We start from the raw sequence: 22,060 nt of genomic DNA, 5'->3' as shown, positions 1-22,060 counted from the left end.
GCAGGGTGTCGCTGAGCCTTGTCTTCTCAGTAACGCTTTATTCGACAAGCAAAAGCTTGTAGAGCGGTGAATTGTCTTCGACCATGTCGGCCAATGTGTGACTATCCAGCTCCTCAAGGAAATTCTTTACCGCCTGCTGGAGCACTTGCTTCAAACGGCAGGCTGGGGTGATATGGCAGAAATCGCCGCTGCAGTTAACCAACGAAAGCGGCTCCAGCGCCCGCACCACGTCGCCAATACGGATGCTCTCAGCCGGTTTACCCAAGCGTATACCGCCGTTTTTACCCCGCACGGCGGTGACAAAGCCTTCACGGCTCAGCTGATTGATAATTTTTACCATATGGTTACGGGAAACCCCGTACACCTCCGTAACTTCAGAGATGCTGGTCATTTTGTCCGCAGGCAATGATGCCATATAGATCAATGCCCGTAGGCCATAGTCAGTAAAACTTGTTAACTGCACGTTTACCTCTGGGTATCTGCCGATTTTCGGCGATTTTCTTTACTATCTTATTGGATGATAAACCAGCCGGAGAGTTCGCAGCTAATTATTTAGCGCATAGGTGACTCTCAACCGGAGCAACGAAGGGATTTTGTGAGGTGAAAACGCCATCGGGGAGGATACATGAGGCAAACAAACCGGGACTTGGCCCGGTTTGTTTGATGACAGTAGGTAAACAGATTATGCGTCGAACGGATCGCGCAGGATCATGGTTTCGCTACGGTCTGGGCCAGTAGAGATGATATCTACCGGTACATCAGTCAGCTCTTCGATGCGTTTGATGTAGTTCAGCGCAGCCTGTGGCAGTTTGCTGTAGTCTTTCACACCAAACGTCGTTTCGCTCCAGCCCGGCATGGTTTCGTAGATTGGCTCAATACCTTCCCAACCTTCTGCAGCCAGCGGCGTGGTGGTCATTTCGCGGCCGTCCGGCATGCGATAACCCACACAGATCTTCACTTCTTTCAGGCCGTCCAGCACGTCCAGCTTGGTCAGGCAGAAGCCAGACAGGGAGTTGATCTGCACGGCACGGCGAACGGCAACCGCATCCAGCCAGCCGGTACGACGGCGACGGCCAGTGGTAGCACCAAACTCATTACCCTGTTTGCACAGGTATTCGCCGGTTTCGTCGAACAGTTCGGTTGGGAACGGACCTGCACCTACACGGGTAGAATAGGCTTTCACGATGCCCAGCACGTAGTCCACGTAACGTGGGCCAATGCCAGAACCGGTTGCTACGCCACCCGCGGTGGTGTTGGAAGAAGTCACGTACGGATAAGTACCGTGGTCGATATCCAGCAGCGTACCCTGTGCACCTTCGAACATGATCAGATCGCCACGCTTGCGCGCACCGTCCAGCAGTTCGGAGACGTCTACTACCATCCCGGTCAGGATATCGGCAATCGACAGCACATAATCAAGGGTGGTCTGGTAATCGACGGCTTCTACTTTGTAGTAGTTAACCAGTTGGAAGTTATGGTAATCGATGATGTCTTTCAGCTTGGTAGCGAAGGTGGCTTTATCGAACAGGTCACCCACGCGCAGACCGCGACGGGCAACTTTGTCTTCGTAAGCCGGGCCGATACCACGGCCGGTGGTGCCGATGGCTTTGGCGCCACGCGCTTTCTCACGCGCATTATCCAGAGCGACGTGATAAGGCAGGATCAGCGGGCAGGCTTCAGACAGTAACAGACGTTCGCGTACCGGGATGCCGCGCGCTTCGAGTTCACCCATTTCCTTCATCAACGCGTCTGGCGCCAGAACCACACCGTTGCCGATGACGCTGGTCACGTTTTCACGCAGGATACCTGAAGGAATTAAATGAAGAACGGTTTTTTCACCGTTGATAACCAGAGTGTGGCCAGCGTTATGGCCACCTTGGTAGCGCACAACATATTGAGCCCGTTCAGTCAGCAGGTCTACGACCTTACCCTTACCTTCGTCACCCCATTGGGTGCCCAGTACGACGACGTTCTTACCCATTTTAAAATCACCAGGTTGCTTAAAAATGGATTCTACCACCCTAATTCTTCAGTTTCAGCACTTTTAGCATACGATTGCGTACTTTTTCGGCTAAACTTTAAACCCCCGTGTGTGCACGCAACATGTAGTAGATCACACAGCCTGCAACCACTAATCCCCCACCAAAACGCCGCAGCGTAGCATCGGGTAGTTGCGACATTGTCTGAACCATTTTACGCCAAGCCTGTGGGAACAACATCGGCCCCAGCCCTTCCAGCACCAAAACCAACCCAAGCGCCAGCCAGATTGTCGAATTCATCCTTCCCCCAAAAAAAGAAAGGCCCGCGTTTAAACGGGCCTTGGTTCTACCCCTGTTGTTTCAAACCATGGCCTGAAAGCTATCGGGGATCGCCATCATGCTGACGTTATCTGTTGCGCGTAGCAACCGGCGACTTCATGTAGCGGAAGAAATCGCTGTCCGGGCTCAACACCAACACGTCCTGGTTGCCAGGGCCGAAGCTGGTTTCATAAGCACGCAGGCTACGGATGAAGGCATAGAAATCCGGATCCTGACTGAAGGCATCGGCAAACAGTTTAGCTGCTTCCGCATCGCCCGCACCGCGGGTGATACGCGCCTGACGCTCGGCTTCCGCGATGGTACGGGTCACTTCGTAGTCGGCGGTGGCTTTGAGCTTCTCAGCCTCTTCCTTACCTTGTGAACGGTGACGACGGGCTACCGCCTCACGCTCTGCACGCATACGCTGGAAGATCGCATCGGACACTTCCGCAGGCAGGTTGATCTGCTTGATACGCACGTCCACCACTTCAATACCCAGTGCCGCCATGCTGTTCGGGTTAACCGCTGGCTGTTTGCCATTGGTTTCACGCTCAACACGGGCTGCAGCAGAAGCAATAGCGTCATCGGCTTCGGTAGCGGCGGCTTCTTCGCCGTCACCCACGGTACCGGTGTTCAACGCATCACGCACGTCTGCCATCAGACGGCCACGGGAGTCGGTCACGATATCACGCACGTCCAAACGGCCAATCTCGGAACGCAGACGGTCGTTGAACTTGCGTTTCAGCAGCAGTTCCGCCTGAGAAACGTCACCACCACCGGTGGCCAGGTAGTAGCGGCTGAAATCACTGATACGCCATTTCAGATAGGAGTCGACGATCAGGTCTTTCTTCTCGCTGGTCACGAAGCGATCGGCCTGGTTGTCCATGGTCTGGATACGAGCATCCAGCATTTTCACGGTTTCAATAAACGGGATCTTGAAGTGCAGACCCGGTGCATAAACCAGCGGTTTGTTTTCGCTGTCGCGCAGGACTTTACTGAAACGCAGCACGATGCCGCGCTCGCCTTCCTGAACCACAAACATTGAGGCGTAAAGGGCTACCAACACCACCGCGAGGATAACTATGAAAGACTTACGCATTGATTATTCTCTCCCTACGCGTGTGTTGTCGCTACGCTGCGCATTAGCCCGGCGTTGGTCCATGATGGAACCACTGCTGGAACTGCTGGTGCTCGCCTCCGATGAAGGAGCCGAGGCTGGCGCAGGGGCGAGAAGGTTCTGCCCGGCATCTTTGCTGCCTTCGGTAGCCGACTTACCGGCACCGCGCAGCATCTGATCCAGTGGCAGCACCATCAGATTGTTATTGCCTTTATTGTCTGCCACCAACACCTTACGGGTGTGGCTCAGCACTTTTTCCATGGTTTCGAGGTACAGACGCTCACGGGTAATTTCCGGTGCGGCTTTGTACTCCGGCAACAGCTTGGCGAAACGAGCAACCTCACCCTGGGCTTCCAGAACGGTCTGGGCCTGGTAGGCGCGCGCATTTTCCAGCAGGCGCTGTGCAGCACCGTTGGCACGCGGCTGGACTTCGTTGGCGTAAGCTTCTGCTTCACGAATGGATTGCTGCTCGTTTTCACGTGCGGCGATCGCATCATCAAACGCGGCTTTCACCTCTTCCGGCGGACGTGCAGCCTGGAAGTTGACGTCCAGCAGAGTGATACCCATTTTGTACGGACGGATGGTATCTTCCAGTACACGCTGAGTGTCGCTACGGACGATGGTACGGCCTTCGGTCAGGATCTTGTCCATGGTGTATTTACCGATAACACCACGCAATGCGCTGTCTGTCGCCTGTCTCAGGCTGTCGTTGGCATCGGTTACGCTGAACAGATAGGCTGCCGGATCGGAAACGCGGTACTGCACGTTCATCTCGACACGCACCACGTTCTCATCGGAAGTCAGCATCACACCGGACGCGGACAGGTCACGGACCGACTCCACGTTAACCGGGCGAACCTGATCGATAAACGTCGGTTTCCAGTTCAGACCTGGCTGCACCAGATGGCTGAATTTACCAAAGCGAGTGACTACACCACGCTCGGCTTCTTTGATGGTATAGAAACCGCTGGCGGCCCAGATCACCACCACCGCAACCGCAGCGATGCCGACAATCTTGCCACTGAATCCCGGCCCGATTGACCCCGTGCCACCGCCGTTATTGCCGTTGGAGCCTTTGCCACCGCCGGTCAGGCTGCTCAATTTCTTGCTCAGCTTGCGGAAGATATCGTCTAAATCCGGTGGCCCTTGATCGCGACCGCCTTTATTGTTACCGCCAGAGTTGCCGCCATTATTATTGCTGCTCCCCCACGGGTCGCGGTCCTGTCCGTTATTACCGGGCTGATTCCACGCCATGTTTTAGCTCCATTATTCTGTGATTGGGTACTTCAGGCTAATGCTTAGCCCACTCTTCTATTGAGCGGGCACACAAATGTAACAGGATATGATCATACGATAAAGTTAATCAGTTCCTGTTCCTGCTTGCAGAGGCGACGCCACTCCACGATCGGCATACGCACCACCACGCCGATACTGCCGTCCTCTTCATTCCACTCTTTTTCGATCGCCTGAAGCTGGTAGAAACGGCTACGAAGACGGCCTGCCTGTGGCGGTAAGCGCAGCTCAAAATGCGCGATTTCCCCCGATAAGCGCTCCGTCAACGCCTGAAATAGCAACGGGATACCTTCACCGCTGGCGGCGGACAGCCACACACGGATCGGTAAGTTTTCCTCGTTGCGATCGATACGCGGGACAAAATCATCCAGCATATCTATTTTGTTCATCACTAACAGTGTAGGGATCTCATCCGACTCAATCTCTGCCAACACGGAGTTCACCGCTTCAATGTTTTCATCCACCCGGGTATCCGCAGCGTCGATCACATGTAACAACAGAGAGGCCTGGCGCGTCTCTTGCAGTGTCGCTTTGAACGCGGCAACAAGATCGTGCGGCAAGTGCCGGATAAAGCCTACGGTATCCGCCAACACGGTATCGCCTACGTCCGCCACGTCAATACGCCGCAGGGTAGGATCCAGGGTGGCAAATAGCTGGTCCGCCACATACACTCCGGCAGACGTAATTCGGTTAAACAGGGTTGATTTGCCTGCGTTGGTGTAACCCACCAGCGATACGGTTGGCACATCGGCACGGGTACGCGCTCGTCGCCCTTGATCGCGCTGCTTCTCTACGCGCTCAAGGCGGCGCAGAATCAGACTGATGCGATCGCGTAGCAGACGACGGTCAGTTTCTAACTGAGTCTCCCCCGGCCCGCGTAGGCCAATCCCCCCTTTCTGACGTTCAAGGTGAGTCCAACCACGAACCAGACGAGTGGCAATATGACGCAATTGCGCCAACTCTACCTGCAGCTTACCTTCATGGGTACGGGCACGCTGGGCAAAGATGTCGAGAATCAACCCGGTGCGATCGATCACCCGGCATTCACACAGGCGTTCGAGATTTCTCTCCTGCGCTGCGGAAAGGGCGTGATCAAACAGGACAACAGACGCGCCGCTGGCTTTCACCGCATCTGCAATTTCTTCGGCCTTTCCTTCACCGACAAAGTATTTTGGGTGAGGTGCTTTGCGGCTACCAGTAACCACTTGCAAAGCCTCAACGCCCGCAGAGGACACCAGCGATTCGAACTCACTGAGATCTTCTGTATCTTTGTCTTGCGAGAAATAGATATGAACCAGGACGGCCTGCTCACCGGCTTCATAACGGTCAAACAAGCGTGCAACCTCTCAAACGGAACAAAACCGCGAGTTTGGGGGACATAAACAGCACTGCGCTGCTTATGCTCCCCGTCATGGTTGACTCGCAACGCGCTTTATTCAGCGTCATCGCTTTCCTGCTGCGGCTGTTGCGGCGCAGACGGGTTGTTACCATGGTGATAATTGCTGGTGCCGCCGCTGCTCGGGGTGTTGCTGTGGTGCGATACCGGGCGCGATGGAACAACGGTAGAGATAGCGTGCTTATAAACCATCTGGCTCACCGTGTTCTTCAACAGGATGACAAACTGGTCAAAAGACTCAATCTGGCCTTGCAGCTTAATACCATTCACCAAATAAATAGAAACCGGAACACGTTCACGACGCAATGCGTTCAGGAACGGATCTTGCAAAGATTGCCCCTTAGCCATTCTATCTTTTCCTTATTTGTTTGTTGTTTTTAACCAAGAACCTGTCGGCTCAAAATAAACGACCTAAAAAATTTGCGCGCTGAATACTCATCAATTGTACACAATCACTCAACCTATGCACTAACAACCTGTGTTACCGAGTCTAAAGCCTCTCCCGGCTTTTCACTGTCCAACCACCGAACCGACTCCCAACCCCGTAACCAGGTCATCTGGCGTTTGGCCAACTGACGTGTTGCGCAAATACCTCGAAAAACCATCTCATCGTAACTAATCTCGCCAGAAAAATATGACCACATCTGGCGATAACCGACACAGCGAATGGAAGGCAAATCCGTATGCAAATCACCCCGTGCAAAAAGTGCACGCGCTTCCGCCTCAAAACCCGCCGCCAACATCTGATTGAACCGCAGCTCGATACGTTGATGCAACAACTCCCGGCTGACTGGCGCTATCGCAAATTGGTGAACATGATACGGCAACGATTCACCCGAAATTTTAGTCAGTTCAGTTAAAGTTTTACCCGAAATCAAAAAAACTTCCAGTGCTCTGGAGAGTCTCTGTGGATCATTCGGATGAATACGTAAGGCTGCAACCGGGTCTATCGCCTGCAATTGGCGGTGCAAAGCCTCCCAACCAAGCTCCGCCGCCTGCTGCTCAATCTGCTCGCGTACTGCGGGATCGGCAGAGGGTAACGGCGATAACCCTTCCAGTAACGCCTTAAAATAAAGCATTGTGCCCCCCACCAACAGCGGAATACGTCCGGCGGCAGTAATATCAGCCATTTCCCGCAACGCATCGGCACGAAAATCGGCCGCCGAGTACGCTTGCGCAGGATCGCGGATATCAATCAACCGGTGTGGTGCCTGGGCAAGCTCTTCCGCCGAAGGCTTGGCGGTTCCAATATCCATACCGCGATAAATCAGGGCGGAATCGACACTGATCAGTTCGACGGGCAAGCGCTCACGCAGCGCCATCGCCAAGGCGGTTTTGCCTGAGGCCGTTGGCCCCATGATAAAAATGGCTGGGGGACGAGGGTTCATTTCAATTTCAGTCATGCTTAAGCGCTGCCAATGCAGCCTGCAAATCAACGGGTTGTAAAAGAGCGGCAGGAGGGGATTTGACCAGTTGCGGGCAAAGTCGTTCAACTTCTGTCAACAATTGTATCGCTTGCGAGCTGTTCCACACTTCGTGTTCGCTGCCTAATTGGCTGGCGATCCAGATGGATAGCACCGTTGGCGACATCTCCTGATGTTCGGCCAGATAGCCTAACAGCTCGGGTATCAACTTTTGTAAATTTTGTTGGCGTAATGGTAAAGGTACTGCGCGCAACGTCACACGACCGTGATCGGATTGCAGCTCCAACCCCATTTTGACCAGCAGTGCCTGATGTTGCACGCAGGCGGCCGCTTCATTTTTATTCAACGTCAGCTTAATCGGGATCAGCAGCGGCTGCGGCCGTAATCCCTCTTCCGGCGGGCAAAGCTGCGCCTGACGCAGCCAACGTTCGGCCATGGTCAGATTCAGTAACGCCAACTGCTGACGCTGTTCAACCAGCGCATAGCTCGGCGGGCAAATCATCAGAACGCGGCCAAAACTGTGCTGACTACCAGCGAGCGGGGTTTCCTGCACGGCGTTAACCGGCGGGAACAGCGGCTGTTTTACCGTATCTGCTGGCGGTGTCGCCTGCAACAGCTTGCCATACAGCTCGCCTTCACGCTTTTGGTAACCCGCACCGGCCTGATAGGCTGGCTGCGAGGCTCGTTCACGGGCAGCGGAGGGCTCTGCAGGCTGACGTTCACGCTGTGGCGCAGGCTGGGAGAAGTGGTTGCCACCGGCAGCAACGCGGTTCTCCGGCTGCCAGACGGGAGCCTCCTGCGCAGCGGACTCTTCAGCCAATGGCAGCGCGACATTACCCGCCTGCTGCAACACCGTGGTAACCGCCTGGTAGATAAAATCATGTACCAGCCGAGCCTGATGAAAACGCACCTCATGCTTGGCCGGATGAACGTTGACATCTACCTGATGCGGATCCACTTCCAGATACAGCACATAGGCAGGCAGTTGATCGTCTTTCAACTGATCCTGATACGCCTGACGAATGGCATGATTAATCAGCCGATCGCGCATCATCCGACTGTTGACGTAGCAATACTGCATTTCGCCAAGCTGACGCGCTCCTTGCGGGTCAGCCACCCAGCCGCGGATGCTGAGATCGCCATGCTGCCAGGAAATCGCCAACGCATGCTGCAAGAAGGCGGGGCCACAAATGCTGGCCAGACGCCGCTCATGCTGGCTTTCTTCTTTTGCCGCGCGGTACTGACGCATCAGCTTGCCGTTATGGCTGAGGTTGATCGCCACATCGAAACGCGCCAGCGCAATGCGCCGCACTACTTCGTCGATATGGCCAAATTCGGTTTTTTCGGTGCGCATGAATTTGCGCCGTGCGGGGGTGTTGTAAAACAGATCGAGTACTTCGAGCGTGCTGCCCACTGGATGAGCTGCCGGTTTGACGGTGACCGCCTGATCGCGTCCTTCCGCGTAGGCTTGCCAGGCTTCGCTCTGTTCCGCCGTGCGTGAGGTCAACATCAGGCGTGACACCGAGCTGATACTGGCCAACGCTTCGCCGCGAAAGCCCAGGCTGACTATGGCCTCAAGATCGTCAAGCGTACTGATTTTACTGGTGGCATGGCGCGCCAGGGCCAAGGCCAGGTCGGCTTTGGCAATGCCGCAGCCGTTATCACGGATACGGATCAGTTTGGCCCCGCCGCGTTCGATATCAATATCAATCCGCGTTGCCCCGGCATCCAGGCTGTTTTCTACCAGCTCTTTGACTACCGACGCAGGCCGTTCGACCACTTCTCCGGCGGCAATCTGGTTGGCTAGCTGTGGCGGTAACACCTGGATAGGCATGGGGTTCCCTCTGTTGTTGGCATCAGGCCTACGGAATGATCAGCGTCCGATCCAGCGGCGCAACATCCGACTTTAATTTGTTAACCCGTTTAAGCTCGCTGACGCTGACGCCATATTTCGCGGCGATGGATGACAGCGTATCACCGCGAGTCACCTTATGTTTACTCGGTTTAGCGCTTTTTGCCTTGGCCTTGGCCTGAGCCGGTGCTGCCGCCGTTTTCCCGGCAGGAACCTTCAGACGCTGGCCAACCCAGACGCCATCTTTTTTCAGTTTGTTCAGCTCACGTAGCGCCGCCATGCTGGTGCCATAACTATCGGCAATGCCGGAAAGCGTTTCCGCCCGCTTCACCACATGGATCTGCGTTTTTCCTACGCTGGCGCTGCTTCTGGCCGGGCTGGTCACCGGCTCAGGCTGTCTGAGATCGTCTGTCGTGGAGTTAACCGCCGCTGCGACGTCCAGCGGGCGGTTTTCCACCTTTGGGTCGGCTTGTAGCGGATGCGCCAGGAAATAACTGCGCAGGCCGTTGTGGATCGCCCGTGCAATTTTATCCTGATATGCGCTACTGCCCAGCAGTCGCTCCTCCGTGCTATTACTGATAAACCCGGTTTCCACCAGTAAAGATGGAATATCCGGTGAACGCAGCACTCCCAGGCTGGCGTGTTCCGGACGGCGTTTGTGCAATGAACCTACGACCTGTAACTGCTGTAATACCTTGACGGCTACGTCATAACCGACGCGCTGCGAATGACCGAACTGCAGATCCAGCACCGCCTGACTCAGATAAGGGTCGGCCTGGCTATTGGCCAACAGATCGCCCGCACCGCCCAGCAGTTCGGACTGTTTCTCGTGCTGTTCCAACCAACCGGCCATCTCGCTGTTAGCCCGGCGATTGGACAATACCCAAACCGAAGCCCCTTTGGCGCTACGATTCGGCGCGGCATCCGCGTGGATGGACACCAACACGTTGGCCCCCTGCTTGCGCGCCACATCAGAACGGCCCATCACCGAAATAAAGTAATCCCCGTTACGCGTCATCACCGCTTTGAACATCGGATCGGCATCCAACAACGCACGCAGACGATGCGCGATAGCAATGGTGACGTTTTTCTCTTTCAGACCGTTTGGCCCGATAGCGCCAGGATCCTGTCCACCATGGCCGGCGTCGATCGCCACCACCACCCGATCGCCAGAACCGGCGGACACCCGGCTGCTACGTGGGGTAATGCTGGTTGCCGTGCCTGATACCGCAGCCGACTTCGGAGTAAATGGATTGGCGCTACTTGACGTGACCGGCGCCTTACGCACTGGCTCACTCACCACCGGCACAGGCACAGGAACTGGTGCCTTACGAACGGTGTTAGTCGCCGTCCTGGCTTCTGAGGTGATGGTGAAGACGACGATGTAACTGTTACCCTCTTGACGCGTCGCTACACGGGTTTTGGCACGTTGGGTTAAATCAAACACCAAGCGTACGCTTTGCGCATTTTTCGGCTGACTGGAACGAATTCTTTTTACCAGGTTCTGGCCGCTGAAGTTCAACGGTAGGCCGCCCACCTTGCCAGTTTGGGTAACGTCCAGCACCACCCGATCCGGGCCATGTAACGTGGCGAAGGTATACTCCGGAGGGCCAGTAAAGCTCACTGACACCGTGGCTTCACGCTGAGCATTGGTCACTTTGACGTCGGAGAGGGACGATGCCGCCCAGGCACCAAACGGCCCCAGCAGCGCAAGCAAGGCAATTACAGCAAATCTTCTTAACCCATACATCATTGCTGCGTCATCCTTGTTGCCTCTGGATACTTTCTAATAATTGTTCGCCATAGGCGGAAACCGCCTGGAGCTTCGCCTGACGCCCTTCGTCTTGGTAACTGAGATGCAGTTCCAGATCGGGATCGGGCAGCACGCCGGTACCCTGCTGCGGCCACTCCACCAGGCAAATCGAGTCCTGGGCAAAATAGTCGCGGATACCCATAAATTCGAGTTCTTCCGGATCGGCCAAGCGATAAAGATCAAAGTGATAGACCGCCAGCGGTTGCAGCGCATAAGGTTCCACCAGCGTATAGGTTGGGCTTTTCACATTGCCCTGATGGCCTAACGCCTGCAGAAAGCCGCGGCTGAAGGTGGTTTTACCGGCACCCAAATCCCCATAAAGATAAATCACGCTGGCACGATCGCATGCCTGGGCCAAGACGGCCCCCAGTGCGACTGTGGCTGCCTCATCCGGCAGCGGTAAAACGAGTTCTTTCATTCGATAATGTCTATTTTGCCAACTCAGGGTTAACGTAATAAGGGATCACCGCCAGCAGATCGGTGGCCAGTAATCCCCTTGTTCCTTGTTTTGCAGCAACCTGATCTGCCGCTGCGCCGTGCACTACGCAGCCCGCGCAGGCAGCATCATACAGCGGTAGCTTTTGCGCCAGCAAACCGCCAATGATACCCGACAGCACATCTCCCATGCCACCGGATGCCATGCCAGCATTGCCAACGTCGGCGATCGCCACCTGTCCATGCTCATCGGCGATCAAGGTACCTGCGCCTTTCAGCACCACAACGCCGCCGTATTGCGCGACCAACCTGCGGGTTGCAAGTAAGCGATCACTCTCAATATCAGCGGTGCGGCAGCTCAATAATCGCGCGGCTTCACCAGGATGCGGGGTAATAATACGATTCTGACGCTTCTCGGGGTGTAATGCCAGTAAGTTAAGCGCATCAGCGTCCCATAATGTTGGTTTATCACTGGCTTGCAGCTGTTGCAACGCGTTGCGGCCCCAATCGCCCTGGCCAAGCCCCGGGCCAATCACGACCACATCGGCCCAGTCCAGCGCCTGTTGCAGGATATCATTACTCAGGCGTTGCACCATCAACTCAGGCCGGGCGGTCAGCAGCGGCCCAATGTTCTCACTGTGAGTAAGCACTCGCACTAGTCCAGCCCCGGTACGCAGTGCGGCTTCCGCTGCCATGCGGATGGCTCCGCCAAAACCGTGATCGCCACCCACCAGCAGTAAACGACCATGCTCCCCTTTATGAGAACAAGGGCGGCGAGGCTTCAGCCATCTGCCCAAATCGTCAGCCGTAATACGCTCGATCTGCGGGGACTGTGTTGTCAGCCAATCCGCTAATCCTAGCGTACTGTAATGCAGTTGCCCCACCCAATCACGCGCCTGCCCGGTCAGCAACCCTGGTTTGAGTGCAATAAAAGTCAGCGTAAGGGCCGCACGGATCGAGACTCCCGGCACGGCTCCGCTTTCAGCCAGCAGGCCAGAAGGGATATCCAGAGCAACCACTGGCGCCTCGGCTCGGTTGGCCGCTTCGATCAGGGCATCATAGGGCGCTCTGGGGGCCGCCCCCAATCCGGTGCCTAATAAACCATCAATGATGAGATCGACATCCTCTGGCCAACGGCTGGTCGCGGGCAGGACTTCTCCGCCACTTGCCAACCAGGCTTGCCGGGCGTTGGCAGCCTCTGGTGGCAATGGACGAACGCCTTCGCAGGCAATCAGTGTCACCTTGATACCCGCCGCACGGGCCAGACGAGCAACCACGTAACCATCGCCACCGTTATTGCCATGCCCACACAGCACCAGCCAATGCCTGCTGGCCGGATACCGGTCGCACGCCAGCTGGTAAGCCGCCGCACCGGCACGCTCCATTAACGAATACAAGGAGAGACCCAGCGTTGCGGCAGCAGCAGGTTCTGCCTGGCGGATCCAGTCTGCAGACCAAACAGAGTGTGGTAAACTGGAACAGTATTGTTTCTCACTATGGCCCGTCATGACACACCCCCTCGATCTCGATCAACTCGCCCAACATATCAAGCAATGGGGGCAATCGCTAGGATTCCAGCAGGTGGGGATCTGCGATACCGATCTCAGCGCGGAAGAACCCCGATTGCAGGCGTGGCTGGATAAGCAATACCACGGCGAGATGGAGTGGATGGCACGTCACGGCATGATGCGCGCGCGGCCACATGAATTATTGCCCGGCACACTGCGGGTGATCAGCGTGCGCATGAACTATCTCCCCGCGAAAGCCGCGTTCGCCAGTACGTTAAAAAACCCGCAGTTGGGCTACGTTAGCCGTTATGCGCTGGGGCGTGACTATCATAAGCTGCTACGCCAGCGGCTAAAAAAACTCGGCGATCAAATCCAGGCTTACTGCGGTGAACTGAATTTCCGGCCCTTTGTGGACTCGGCCCCCATCATGGAGCGAGCCTTGGCCTCAAAAGCCGGCATTGGCTGGGTTGGTAAACACTCACTGATCCTCAACCGCGACGCCGGTTCCTGGTTTTTCCTGGGCGAGTTGTTAATCGATCTGCCCCTGCCGGTGGATAAGCCGCAGGAAGAGCAGTGTGGCCGCTGTGTCGCCTGCATCACCACTTGCCCCACCGGTGCGATAGTTGCCCCTTACACCGTCGATGCCCGACGCTGCATCTCCTATCTGACCATCGAGCTGGAAGGTGCTATTCCAGAAGAATTCCGCCCTCTGATGGGCAATAGAATCTACGGCTGCGACGATTGCCAGCTCATTTGCCCGTGGAACCGCTTCTCGCAGTTGACGGATGAAGACGATTTCAGCCCCCGCGCTGCGCTGCATGCTCCGCAACTGATCGAACTGTTTGGCTGGAATGAGGAGAAGTTTCTCCGTATCACCGAAGGCTCTGCCATCCGACGTATTGGCCATTTGCGCTGGTTACGCAATATCGCGGTAGCACTCGGCAACGCCCCTTATCTGGATCAGATCGTTATCAGCTTGCAGACCCGGCAGGGTCAGGATCCGATGCTGGACGAGCATATCAGTTGGGCACTGGCTCAACAGCTTGCACGCCGTGAAGCCCTGGCGGTTGAGGTGCAGACTATGCAGAAAAAACGTCTAATTCGGGCGGTCGAGAAAGGATTACCGAGGGATGCCTAGAAAACCCTCAGACTCTCCCTGTGGATTTGTGCATAAAAATAAAAATGCGTTGTCTTTCAAGCGTCACAAAAAGAGCAAGTGATCGAGATAACGTTTTATAAGAAATAAATATTGATTATTATCAATAAGATATAAATTTCATTTGTGAGGCGTTGCATTTTTGCACAGAAGGTATTATGTACAGGATCTGTGGATAACTCTGTTCACAACCTATTTTCTGAGTATGTATAACTGAAAGAAAGTCACACCAGAAGCGGCGTAGGATTGAATCTAAACTGGAGATAAATTTGGAGCGGGAAACGAGACTCGAACTCGCGACCCCGACCTTGGCAAGGTCGTGCTCTACCAACTGAGCTATTCCCGCATTGATATGCTTGAAGCATCCGGCCAACAATGAACAACATGGCCTTTGAAATTTTTGGAGCGGGAAACGAGACTCGAACTCGCGACCCCGACCTTGGCAAGGTCGTGCTCTACCAACTGAGCTATTCCCGCGTCGCATGGGCGTTACTTTAACTACTTTTTCTTCATCATGCTACATCAGCAGCATTTTTGAAGTTGGAGCGGGAAACGAGACTCGAACTCGCGACCCCGACCTTGGCAAGGTCGTGCTCTACCAACTGAGCTATTCCCGCCCGGCGTAACGATGGCGAATGAAACGAAATTCTTCATCGGTACGGGGTGCGCATTATACGAGAAATCCTTTTCGCCGCAAGCCCCTGAAAGCAAAAAAACGCGAATTTTGTCTGATTGCTGCTTTAAGCACCGAAATGGTGAATTTTCATGCCGGGATAGGTAAAAACCTGCTTTGCGGGCAACCAAGGTCAGGATTTGGTCTCTCATCACGGTGAACAACCAATGGTCCGAATCACAGCGACTTGCGCTTGGAGAAATAATGGGCGGGAGAATCGCCGAAACACCGTCTAAACATCGCAATAAAGTTGCTGGGGGTCGCGTACCCCAAGGCATCCGCAATACTGCTCACAGGCATACCATTAGCCAACATTTCCAACGCGTGAGACAACCTTGCCTGTTGACGCCATTGTGCAAAGCTGTTGCCCGTCTCGGCCATAAACAATCGCGATAGGGTGCTGGGGGAAAGCCCTCCCCAAGCCGCCCAGGCTTGCAAGGTTCTGGTGTTATCAGGCTCGGCAAGGATCGCATTGGTGATCCGTAACAAGCGCCGGTCGGTAGGCATTCTCAAATGCAGCGGCTGATGGGGCGAACGCCGGATTTCATCCAACAACACCGCAATCATCCGCTCCTGTTCAACCTGCAAAGTCTCTTCAAACGACCAGGACACCGCACGGCGTACTAGCGCATTCATCAACTCACTGATGCCAATCACGCAGGGTTGGTCGGGCAAGTCTTTGCTCGCATCAGGCGTAATCAGCACCGTCCAGCCGCTCATGACGCCGCTGATGCTGACCTTGTGCGGCTCGTGTGAGGGTATCCAGCCAGCGCGGTTCGGGGGTAACAGCCAGGATCCCTGCCTGGTGCGAACATGCAACAAGCCGTTCTCCACGCAGAACAACTGCCCCCGCAAATGATGGTGCCAATCGTATTCGCGCGTCCCCAGACAAAACTCAAGCCCCGGATCGTCTTCACCCCACATAGCGATGAGTGAAGGGCCATCGGCTCGTTCACTGAGGTCGGAGGGATGGTTGGCAAGCACCGCTACCGTCATGATTGTTTCTCATTGTTTTTAGCCTAAATAACGTTACCCAACTTTTCGTCAATTGTCCATTATTCATACATTCTCCGCTCATTGACCAACCAGAGGCCCCTAATGAATGACGTTAAGACCCCTTCCCCCACCCCTGCCAAAAGTAAACGCCCTTGGCTGCTGTATTTACTGGGGGCAGCCTGTCTGCTTGCCGCTATTCTCTGGGGGGGATGGTATGGCATGTATGGCCGCTGGTATGCCAGCACCGATAACGCCTATGTTCAGGGTGATGTCGTACAGATCACGCCACAGTTTCATGGCACCGTGGTGTCCATCAACGCCGATGATGGTGAATTGGTGTTCGCTGGCGATACGCTGGTTGTGCTCGATCCTGGTGACAGCCAACTGGCACTGGACAATGCCAAGGCCCATCTGGCCAACGTGGTGCGCAAAGTACGTGGTTTGTATAGTGCGGTCAGCGGTGCCAAGGCCGAAATCGCTGTCCGCCAGGCCACGCTGGACAAAGCACGCGCCGATTACCAACGACGCCGCGCACTCACCCTTTCTCATGCCATCTCCAAAGAGGAGTTAGCCCATGCCAACAACGCTTTTCTGGAGGCACAGAGCGCGCTGGACGCTATCGAGCAACAGTACCAGCAAACTCTCTCATTAGTTGATAACACCAGCCTGACTTCGCACCCAGAAGTACTGGCAGCGATAGCGGCATTGCGTGTCGCTTACCTCGATCGCTCACGCACCACCATCGTCTCCCCGGTCACAGGGTATGTCGCCAAACGCAAGGTGCAGTTGGGACAGCGGGTACAGCCAGGCGAAGCGCTGATGGCCGTCGTGCCGCTGGATAAAGTCTGGGTCGAGGCTAATTTCACTGAAGCTCAACTGCGTGATATTCGCATCGATCAGCCAGTAGAGATCTATGCCGATGTCTATGGCAAAACCATACGCTATAACGGCCAAGTTCAGAACCTGGGTATTGGAACCGGTGCCGCATTCGCGCTGCTGCCAGCACAAAATGCAACGGGGAATTGGATCAAGATCGTTCAGCGTGTACCGGTACGGATCTCCCTCACTCAGCCCGAGCAACTCATTAGCCACCCGCTACGCATTGGCTTGTCCATGCAGGTCAATGTGGATGTGCATGACCGCAGCGGTGCGTTATTAGCTCAACGCTCGCCAGAGCCCTTGCTGGCGACAGATGTCTATCTTGATCAACTGAGTCAATCAGACGCCTTGATCGAACAGATCGTTAAGGCCAACGGAGGGGACATATGAGCTCCGCTATCCCTGCCCAGGATTTCCGTCCGCCCAGCGTCAACTGGACCACCTTTGGCCTGGCTCTGGCGGTATTTATGTACGTGCTTGATGGCACTATCGCCAACGTGTCCTTGCCGACCATCGCCGGTAATCTGGGAGCCAGCAGTAGCCAGAGCGCCTGGGTGATCACCAGTTTTGCCGCCAGCAACGCGATTGCCTTGCCACTCACCGGTTTTCTGGTACGTCGTGTTGGCCAACTGCGGCTGTTTCTCTGGTCAATGGGATTGTTCACTGCCGCTTCATTAGCGTGCGGAATGGCCATCAATATGGAAATGTTAATTCTCTGTCGCGTGTTACAAGGAGCGGTGGCCGGGCCACTGATCCCGACGACCCAAGCGCTGATGTTGTCTATTTATCCGCCGGAAAAACGGGGTTATGCGCTGTCGATGATCGCCATGGTCACCGTGGTCGCTCCGGTTGCAGGCCCTTTGCTCGGCGGGTGGATCACCGATTATTACTCCTGGCGTTGGACCTTCCTGATCAATATTCCCGTCGGCATTTTTGCCTGCACGCTGGTTGCCAGCCAAATGCATGGTCGCCCCGAGAGCACCCAGCGTGCCAAGGTGGATCGAGTTGGCCTAGTCGCGTTGATCCTGGGGGTTGGAGCACTCCAGATCTTGCTGGATAAAGGCAACGAAGAGGATTGGTTCAACTCTACCCAGATCGTCGTGCTGGCTATCGTTGCCGTGGTCAGCTTACTGTTTTTTGTGATCTGGGAACTGACCGACTCACAGCCGATCGTCAATTTGCAGCTATTTCGTCATCGCAATTTCCGGGTGGGTACGCTTGCGCTGATCGGTGCCTATTCCGCGTTTTACGCAACCAACGTCATCATGCCACTTTGGCTACAGCGCACCTTGGGCTACACCCCCATCTGGGCGGGGTTGGCTGTCGCTCCCATGGGGATCTTGCCGCTGCTACTGATGCCCTTTATGGGCAAATATGCGCCGCGTTTCAACATGCGCTGGCTGGTGTGCGGGGCTTTCATCCTGCTAGCTACAGCCTCTTACCTGCGCTCAGGCTTTGTCATTGAGATTGATTTCCAGCATATCGCGCTGATCCAACTGTTACAGGGGTTGGGGCTGGCCCTGTTTATCATGCCGATCAACGCCATCCTGCTCTCCGACCTCAAGCCAGACGAGATCGCGGCTGGCTCAGGGCTTGCCACTTTTATGCGTACGCTGGGTGCCAGCCTGGCGGTCTCCATCACCACCCTGATGTGGGATCGCCGTGCGATTTCCCATCACGCCCAATTAGGCGAGTCCCTGACGGCCTACGATCAAGATACTCACCAGGCGGTCGCGGCTTTAGGGCAGGGCCAGGCGCAGCTAGGCTATGAACGGCTGAATAGCCTGCTCTCCGAGCAGGCCACACAGATCGCCTTCAATGATATTTCTTATGCGCTGGCTGGCGTATTTCTGTTAGCCATCGTGCTGGTTTGGTTTGCCAAACCGCCTTTTGTGCCTAAAGCCAAAGCATAGTCATCATCCCATTCACCTTAATAGACAGAGGAATCACCATGACACTGAGTTCACAACGCTTTACCGTCTACGACATTCGACAATTCCCTTTGGTGATCATGCGTAACCAGGCCATCGTGCCTGGTTACACCAAACGGTGGGAAGAGGAACTCAATAGCCTGATCGCTCAAGCTCTCCCCTTCGTGATCGTTTTCCCCCCCAATCGCCCTAAAGAAGAAAGCAATGACGATCGCAAATGCCGTATGCGCTGGTTCAAAGCGAACAAGGAAAAGTTTGGCAGCATCTGCCGCGCCCTGATTAGCGTCGAACCTGATGCTAAAGAGCGTGAACAACAAATGGCTCATGCCAAAGAAATGATGAAGTTTTTCGGCACCCCGCTGGCAACAGCGGCAACCCTGGAAGAGGCGCTGACATTAGGTGAAAAGTTGATGAGTGCTGATAACCGTTAGCGCATTTTTCGGCGCTGTCGGGTGTCAGTATCGCTGAATCTCCCAACAGCGTCGAAATAGGGCGACACAGTGATTCGCTAATATGGCCAAAATTCATTATTTTTAGTGCCAAAATCATTATCCGGCTTCCTTTTTATTGTTTAAATATAACCAGTAACGCTAAACCAGAAAAGCCAAGCCGAAAGATTATCAGTTTTTTCATTGATGAAAAAATACGTTTGTTATGGTGACGTCAAAGGATCATAGCGAGAGACATGGAGGGGTTAAAAATGCAATTCGACTGGACGGAAGAGCAAAGAGAAATTCGAGCAAAATATTATGCTGTGGGTACCTCATTAGCCCATCAGGAAAACAACTCCCTCGGTGAATTTAATACCGAAGGATGGCAACGGCTTTTACAGGAAGGGCTTTGGCAGTATATCGTGCCATCGGAATATGGGGGTAATGGGTTAGGATGGTGGCATTTCACCACGGCGCTTGAAGGGGTCGCGTCATCCATCCGGAAACCCGGTTTATTGTTATCGATTATTGCTCAAGCGGGCATGGTACGCGCATTAACGCTGTACGGTAATGACATGCAGCGTGAACGGTATTTCCCTGCCATCCTACGGGGAGAGTTAAGTGCAACCGCCATAGCCGAGCCAGAGACAGGAACCGATACGCGTAACATTAAAACCATGCTCATTGAAGATGAACAAGGTTATCTGCTGACAGGCGAAAAATACAATATTGCTCACGCTCCTATCACTCAATTTACCTTGGTTGTCACTCGCCTGGCCAATACGGAAAATCAGGGTGGTATCGCTTTGGCACTCGTCGATCGCGAAACCACAGGGGTTACCTACCAAACACCAGACAATAAATTAGGGCTGGCAGATTTGCCTACCGGCAGCATACGTTTTGCAAATGTGCGTATCCCCCCTGAACAACTGCTTGGCAAACCGGGCGATGGCCATAAAAACTTAATACAAATCATATCACTAGGCAGAATATATTACGGCTTGGTCGCCGCGCTTATTCCCACCTGCTTTATGAAGGACGCCTTGTCTTACATCCACAGCCGGGCAAGCTTTGGCAGCACCATCGATCGGCACCAGTACGTTCAGCAACGCATCGTCGAAATACAGCTCGGGATCGAGCGCAGCCGCTGGCTGGCTTATGGGGCGTTAAGTCACTTGCTCAATGAGCATACGGAACAGGAATTATTGATGGTCAGTTCCATGGCAAAAATTATGGGTGCCAATGATTTGGTCAATAATGCCACCAGCTTGCTCAAACTGTACGGCAGTATCGGCTATCAGCAAGGGCCAATAGCCGACTTTGTTCGCGATGCGCTCGGTTTTTGCAGCGTGGGAGGAACAGAAGAAATGCATAAAAAGAATATTTTCAATCAGATTAATCGCCTGCCGATTTATAAGCAGTGCATTGACCCAACTCGATAATTTAATTCCCTATTTTCGTCATAACGTTGGAGAATACTTATGGAAAAGCAAGCCTTCATCATTGCGCTGGAAGTCAAATACCGTGACACTGATTCAATGGGGCATGTCAGCAGCCCGGTTTATTACGAATATATTCAGCATGCCTATGTAAAATATATGCACACCCTTTTAGCGATCCCTTACAGCGAAAAGTTACCGCAAATCATGGTGAAAACCTCTTGTGAATATATTGCGCCGGCTATATTAGGCGATAATTTAGAGGTCAGCTGCCGCGTGATCAATTTCGGCAGCAAAAGTTTTGAAATGCATTATGAAATCCATAAAAACCAGCATGGCGACAAGACACTGATTGCGCAAGGTGCCTCTACGCATGTCTGTTTTGATTACCTGATTAATAAATCGGTCCCAGTACCTGATGACATGAAACAACGAGTAATGAATTTCCAGGACTCGTTATAACGGCTCCAATACTCATCGCTTGATACAGCCTTTTAACACAGGGGATCGTTAATGCCATTATCCGCACCCATAACACCGTCAAACCCACGTCGTTCATGGCTATTTTTAGCTGGGGCCGATCGCGATGCCTTGCGACAAGGGGCAGAGAGTGGGGCTGATGTCCTGATACAGGAACTGGAGACTTTTACCCCCCCAGCACTAAGACCACAAGCCAGGCACTTGACCAAAGAGATCCTGCCCATCTGGCACGCCGCGGGTTCACTGACGTCAGTACGCATCAACCCGCTTGATGACGGGGGGCTAGAAGACCTTGATAGTGTGATGTCCGCACGCCCAGACATCATCATGATGTCCTTGGTTTCCACGCCACAACAGGTTGCAGAGTTGGATAAAGCGGTTCATCACTTTGAAATACGCTACGACATTGAGCCTGGTTCGACAGAATTGGTCCCCAATATCGAATCCGCTCGCGGGCTCATCAATACCTGCGCCATTGCACAGGCAAGTTCGCGTATTCGCGCCATTCTGGTCGGCACTGAAGATATGGTGGCCGATATCGGTGCGGAAAGAACCCGGGCCGGCAGCGAATTAAGCTACATACGCCAGCGCTTTTTGGTCGAATGTACGGCAATGGGCATTACACCGATTGATTGCCCCTACAGCTATTCGGATAACGAAGGTGCACAACGCGATATGCGCCAGTCCCGCAGCATGGGGTATCGGGCCAAAGCCATTGTTAATGAGCAATTTGTGGGGCTGGTGAATCAAACGTTAACCCCTTCGGCTCAGGAAATTGCACAGGCCAGGCAGATTATCTCCACGTTCGAAACCGCATGCCAGGCAGCAAATGGCAAGCGCGTTGCCGCCGCCGTGGTGAACGGCTTCCTCACCGAAGTGCCCGACTATCTTGCCGCACAGCGGCTTCTTACATTCGCCGCTCAATTTCACAGGGAGTAAT

General features: G+C 54.3%; 20 protein-coding genes and 3 tRNA genes. 7 read left to right on the top strand and 16 right to left on the bottom strand.

What is annotated here, in order from left to right; translation table 11 throughout:
• Window positions 1-37: 37 nt before the first annotated feature.
• The 12 genes from nsrR to nnr form a co-directional block, all read right to left on the bottom strand.
• A complete protein-coding gene (gene nsrR, locus KGP21_RS02330) occupies window positions 38-463 on the bottom strand; it encodes a nitric oxide-sensing transcriptional repressor NsrR (protein WP_037376535.1) in 426 nt (141 codons plus the stop codon).
• Between the two features lie 219 nt (window positions 464-682).
• A complete protein-coding gene (locus tag KGP21_RS02325; protein WP_024483338.1) occupies window positions 683-1,981 on the bottom strand; it encodes an adenylosuccinate synthase in 1,299 nt (432 codons plus the stop codon).
• A 97-nt stretch (window positions 1,982-2,078) separates the two neighbouring features.
• Window positions 2,079-2,279, bottom strand: a complete 201-nt coding sequence (locus KGP21_RS02320; RefSeq protein WP_021179005.1) for a DUF2065 domain-containing protein — start codon at window positions 2,277-2,279, stop codon at window positions 2,079-2,081.
• 106 nt (window positions 2,280-2,385) lie between these two features.
• Entirely contained in the window at window positions 2,386-3,396 is a 1,011-nt protein-coding gene (hflC, locus tag KGP21_RS02315) for a protease modulator HflC (RefSeq protein ID WP_021807553.1), read from the bottom strand.
• A 3-nt stretch (window positions 3,397-3,399) separates the two neighbouring features.
• A complete protein-coding gene (hflK, locus tag KGP21_RS02310; protein ID WP_059199522.1) occupies window positions 3,400-4,668 on the bottom strand; it encodes an FtsH protease activity modulator HflK in 1,269 nt (422 codons plus the stop codon).
• Window positions 4,669-4,760: 92 nt separating this feature from the next.
• Window positions 4,761-6,041: a ribosome rescue GTPase HflX gene (gene hflX / locus KGP21_RS02305; RefSeq protein WP_021807555.1), complete on the bottom strand. Its 1,281-nt coding sequence runs from the start codon at window positions 6,039-6,041 to the stop codon at window positions 4,761-4,763.
• A 98-nt stretch (window positions 6,042-6,139) separates the two neighbouring features.
• Window positions 6,140-6,451, bottom strand: coding sequence for an RNA chaperone Hfq (gene hfq, locus KGP21_RS02300; protein ID WP_021179001.1), 312 nt, complete (start codon window positions 6,449-6,451; stop codon window positions 6,140-6,142).
• A gap of 113 nt (window positions 6,452-6,564) precedes the next feature.
• Window positions 6,565-7,506 (bottom strand): tRNA (adenosine(37)-N6)-dimethylallyltransferase MiaA, encoded by a 942-nt coding sequence (gene miaA, locus KGP21_RS02295; RefSeq protein ID WP_223537048.1) that lies wholly within the window; start codon window positions 7,504-7,506, stop codon window positions 6,565-6,567.
• A complete protein-coding gene (mutL, locus tag KGP21_RS02290) occupies window positions 7,499-9,361 on the bottom strand; it encodes a DNA mismatch repair endonuclease MutL (RefSeq protein WP_021807557.1) in 1,863 nt (620 codons plus the stop codon). Before mutL ends, miaA begins: the two co-directional genes overlap by 8 nt.
• A gap of 28 nt (window positions 9,362-9,389) precedes the next feature.
• On the bottom strand, window positions 9,390-11,132 hold the full coding sequence (gene amiB / locus KGP21_RS02285) for an N-acetylmuramoyl-L-alanine amidase AmiB (RefSeq protein ID WP_021807558.1): 1,743 nt from the start codon (window positions 11,130-11,132) through the stop codon (window positions 9,390-9,392).
• 7 nt (window positions 11,133-11,139) lie between these two features.
• Window positions 11,140-11,610: a tRNA (adenosine(37)-N6)-threonylcarbamoyltransferase complex ATPase subunit type 1 TsaE gene (gene tsaE, locus KGP21_RS02280; RefSeq protein WP_021178997.1), complete on the bottom strand. Its 471-nt coding sequence runs from the start codon at window positions 11,608-11,610 to the stop codon at window positions 11,140-11,142.
• 10 nt (window positions 11,611-11,620) lie between these two features.
• Entirely contained in the window at window positions 11,621-13,135 is a 1,515-nt protein-coding gene (gene nnr, locus KGP21_RS02275) for a bifunctional ADP-dependent NAD(P)H-hydrate dehydratase/NAD(P)H-hydrate epimerase (RefSeq protein ID WP_223537047.1), read from the bottom strand.
• Here nnr and queG point away from each other — a divergent pair.
• Window positions 13,134-14,273: a tRNA epoxyqueuosine(34) reductase QueG gene (queG, locus tag KGP21_RS02270; protein ID WP_059199518.1), complete on the top strand. Its 1,140-nt coding sequence runs from the start codon at window positions 13,134-13,136 to the stop codon at window positions 14,271-14,273. The genes nnr and queG overlap by 2 nt on opposite strands.
• A gap of 288 nt (window positions 14,274-14,561) precedes the next feature.
• Here the strand turns inward: queG and KGP21_RS02265 are convergent.
• The 4 genes from KGP21_RS02265 to KGP21_RS02250 all read right to left on the bottom strand — a co-directional run bounded on the left by KGP21_RS02265 (window position 14,562) and on the right by KGP21_RS02250 (window position 15,960).
• Window positions 14,562-14,637 (bottom strand) — tRNA-Gly (locus KGP21_RS02265).
• Window positions 14,638-14,692: 55 nt separating this feature from the next.
• Window positions 14,693-14,768, bottom strand: a tRNA-Gly gene (locus KGP21_RS02260).
• A gap of 64 nt (window positions 14,769-14,832) precedes the next feature.
• Window positions 14,833-14,908 (bottom strand) — tRNA-Gly (locus KGP21_RS02255).
• A 233-nt stretch (window positions 14,909-15,141) separates the two neighbouring features.
• Window positions 15,142-15,960, bottom strand: a complete 819-nt coding sequence (locus KGP21_RS02250) for a helix-turn-helix domain-containing protein (RefSeq protein WP_021807562.1) — start codon at window positions 15,958-15,960, stop codon at window positions 15,142-15,144.
• A gap of 102 nt (window positions 15,961-16,062) precedes the next feature.
• On the opposite strand from KGP21_RS02250, the gene KGP21_RS02245 reads away from it, so the two are divergent.
• The 6 genes from KGP21_RS02245 to KGP21_RS02220 all read left to right on the top strand — a co-directional run bounded on the left by KGP21_RS02245 (window position 16,063) and on the right by KGP21_RS02220 (window position 22,059).
• Window positions 16,063-17,229 (top strand): efflux RND transporter periplasmic adaptor subunit, encoded by a 1,167-nt coding sequence (locus KGP21_RS02245; protein WP_218519954.1) that lies wholly within the window; start codon window positions 16,063-16,065, stop codon window positions 17,227-17,229.
• On the top strand, window positions 17,226-18,752 hold the full coding sequence (locus tag KGP21_RS02240; protein WP_209530364.1) for a DHA2 family efflux MFS transporter permease subunit: 1,527 nt from the start codon (window positions 17,226-17,228) through the stop codon (window positions 18,750-18,752). The genes KGP21_RS02245 and KGP21_RS02240 overlap by 4 nt, the downstream gene beginning before the upstream one ends.
• Before the next feature lie 38 nt (window positions 18,753-18,790).
• Window positions 18,791-19,201 carry a hypothetical protein gene (locus KGP21_RS02235; RefSeq protein WP_021807564.1) on the top strand — a complete coding sequence of 137 codons (411 nt, stop codon included), beginning with the start codon at window positions 18,791-18,793 and terminating at the stop codon, window positions 19,199-19,201.
• A gap of 269 nt (window positions 19,202-19,470) precedes the next feature.
• A complete protein-coding gene (locus KGP21_RS02230) occupies window positions 19,471-20,643 on the top strand; it encodes an acyl-CoA dehydrogenase family protein (RefSeq protein ID WP_223537046.1) in 1,173 nt (390 codons plus the stop codon).
• Window positions 20,644-20,682: 39 nt separating this feature from the next.
• Window positions 20,683-21,102, top strand: coding sequence for a thioesterase family protein (locus KGP21_RS02225; RefSeq protein ID WP_021807566.1), 420 nt, complete (start codon window positions 20,683-20,685; stop codon window positions 21,100-21,102).
• 51 nt (window positions 21,103-21,153) lie between these two features.
• Window positions 21,154-22,059 carry a CoA ester lyase gene (locus KGP21_RS02220; RefSeq protein ID WP_037376538.1) on the top strand — a complete coding sequence of 302 codons (906 nt, stop codon included), beginning with the start codon at window positions 21,154-21,156 and terminating at the stop codon, window positions 22,057-22,059.
• The last annotated feature ends 1 nt before the right edge of the window (window position 22,060 follow it).

The sequence above is a fragment of the Serratia sp. JSRIV004 genome (assembly GCF_019968705.1).
Classification (GTDB): domain Bacteria; phylum Pseudomonadota; class Gammaproteobacteria; order Enterobacterales; family Enterobacteriaceae; genus Chania; species Chania fonticola_B.
Note: the sequence above shows the minus strand (reverse complement) of the source record. Positions and strands in the feature narration are given on the sequence as shown.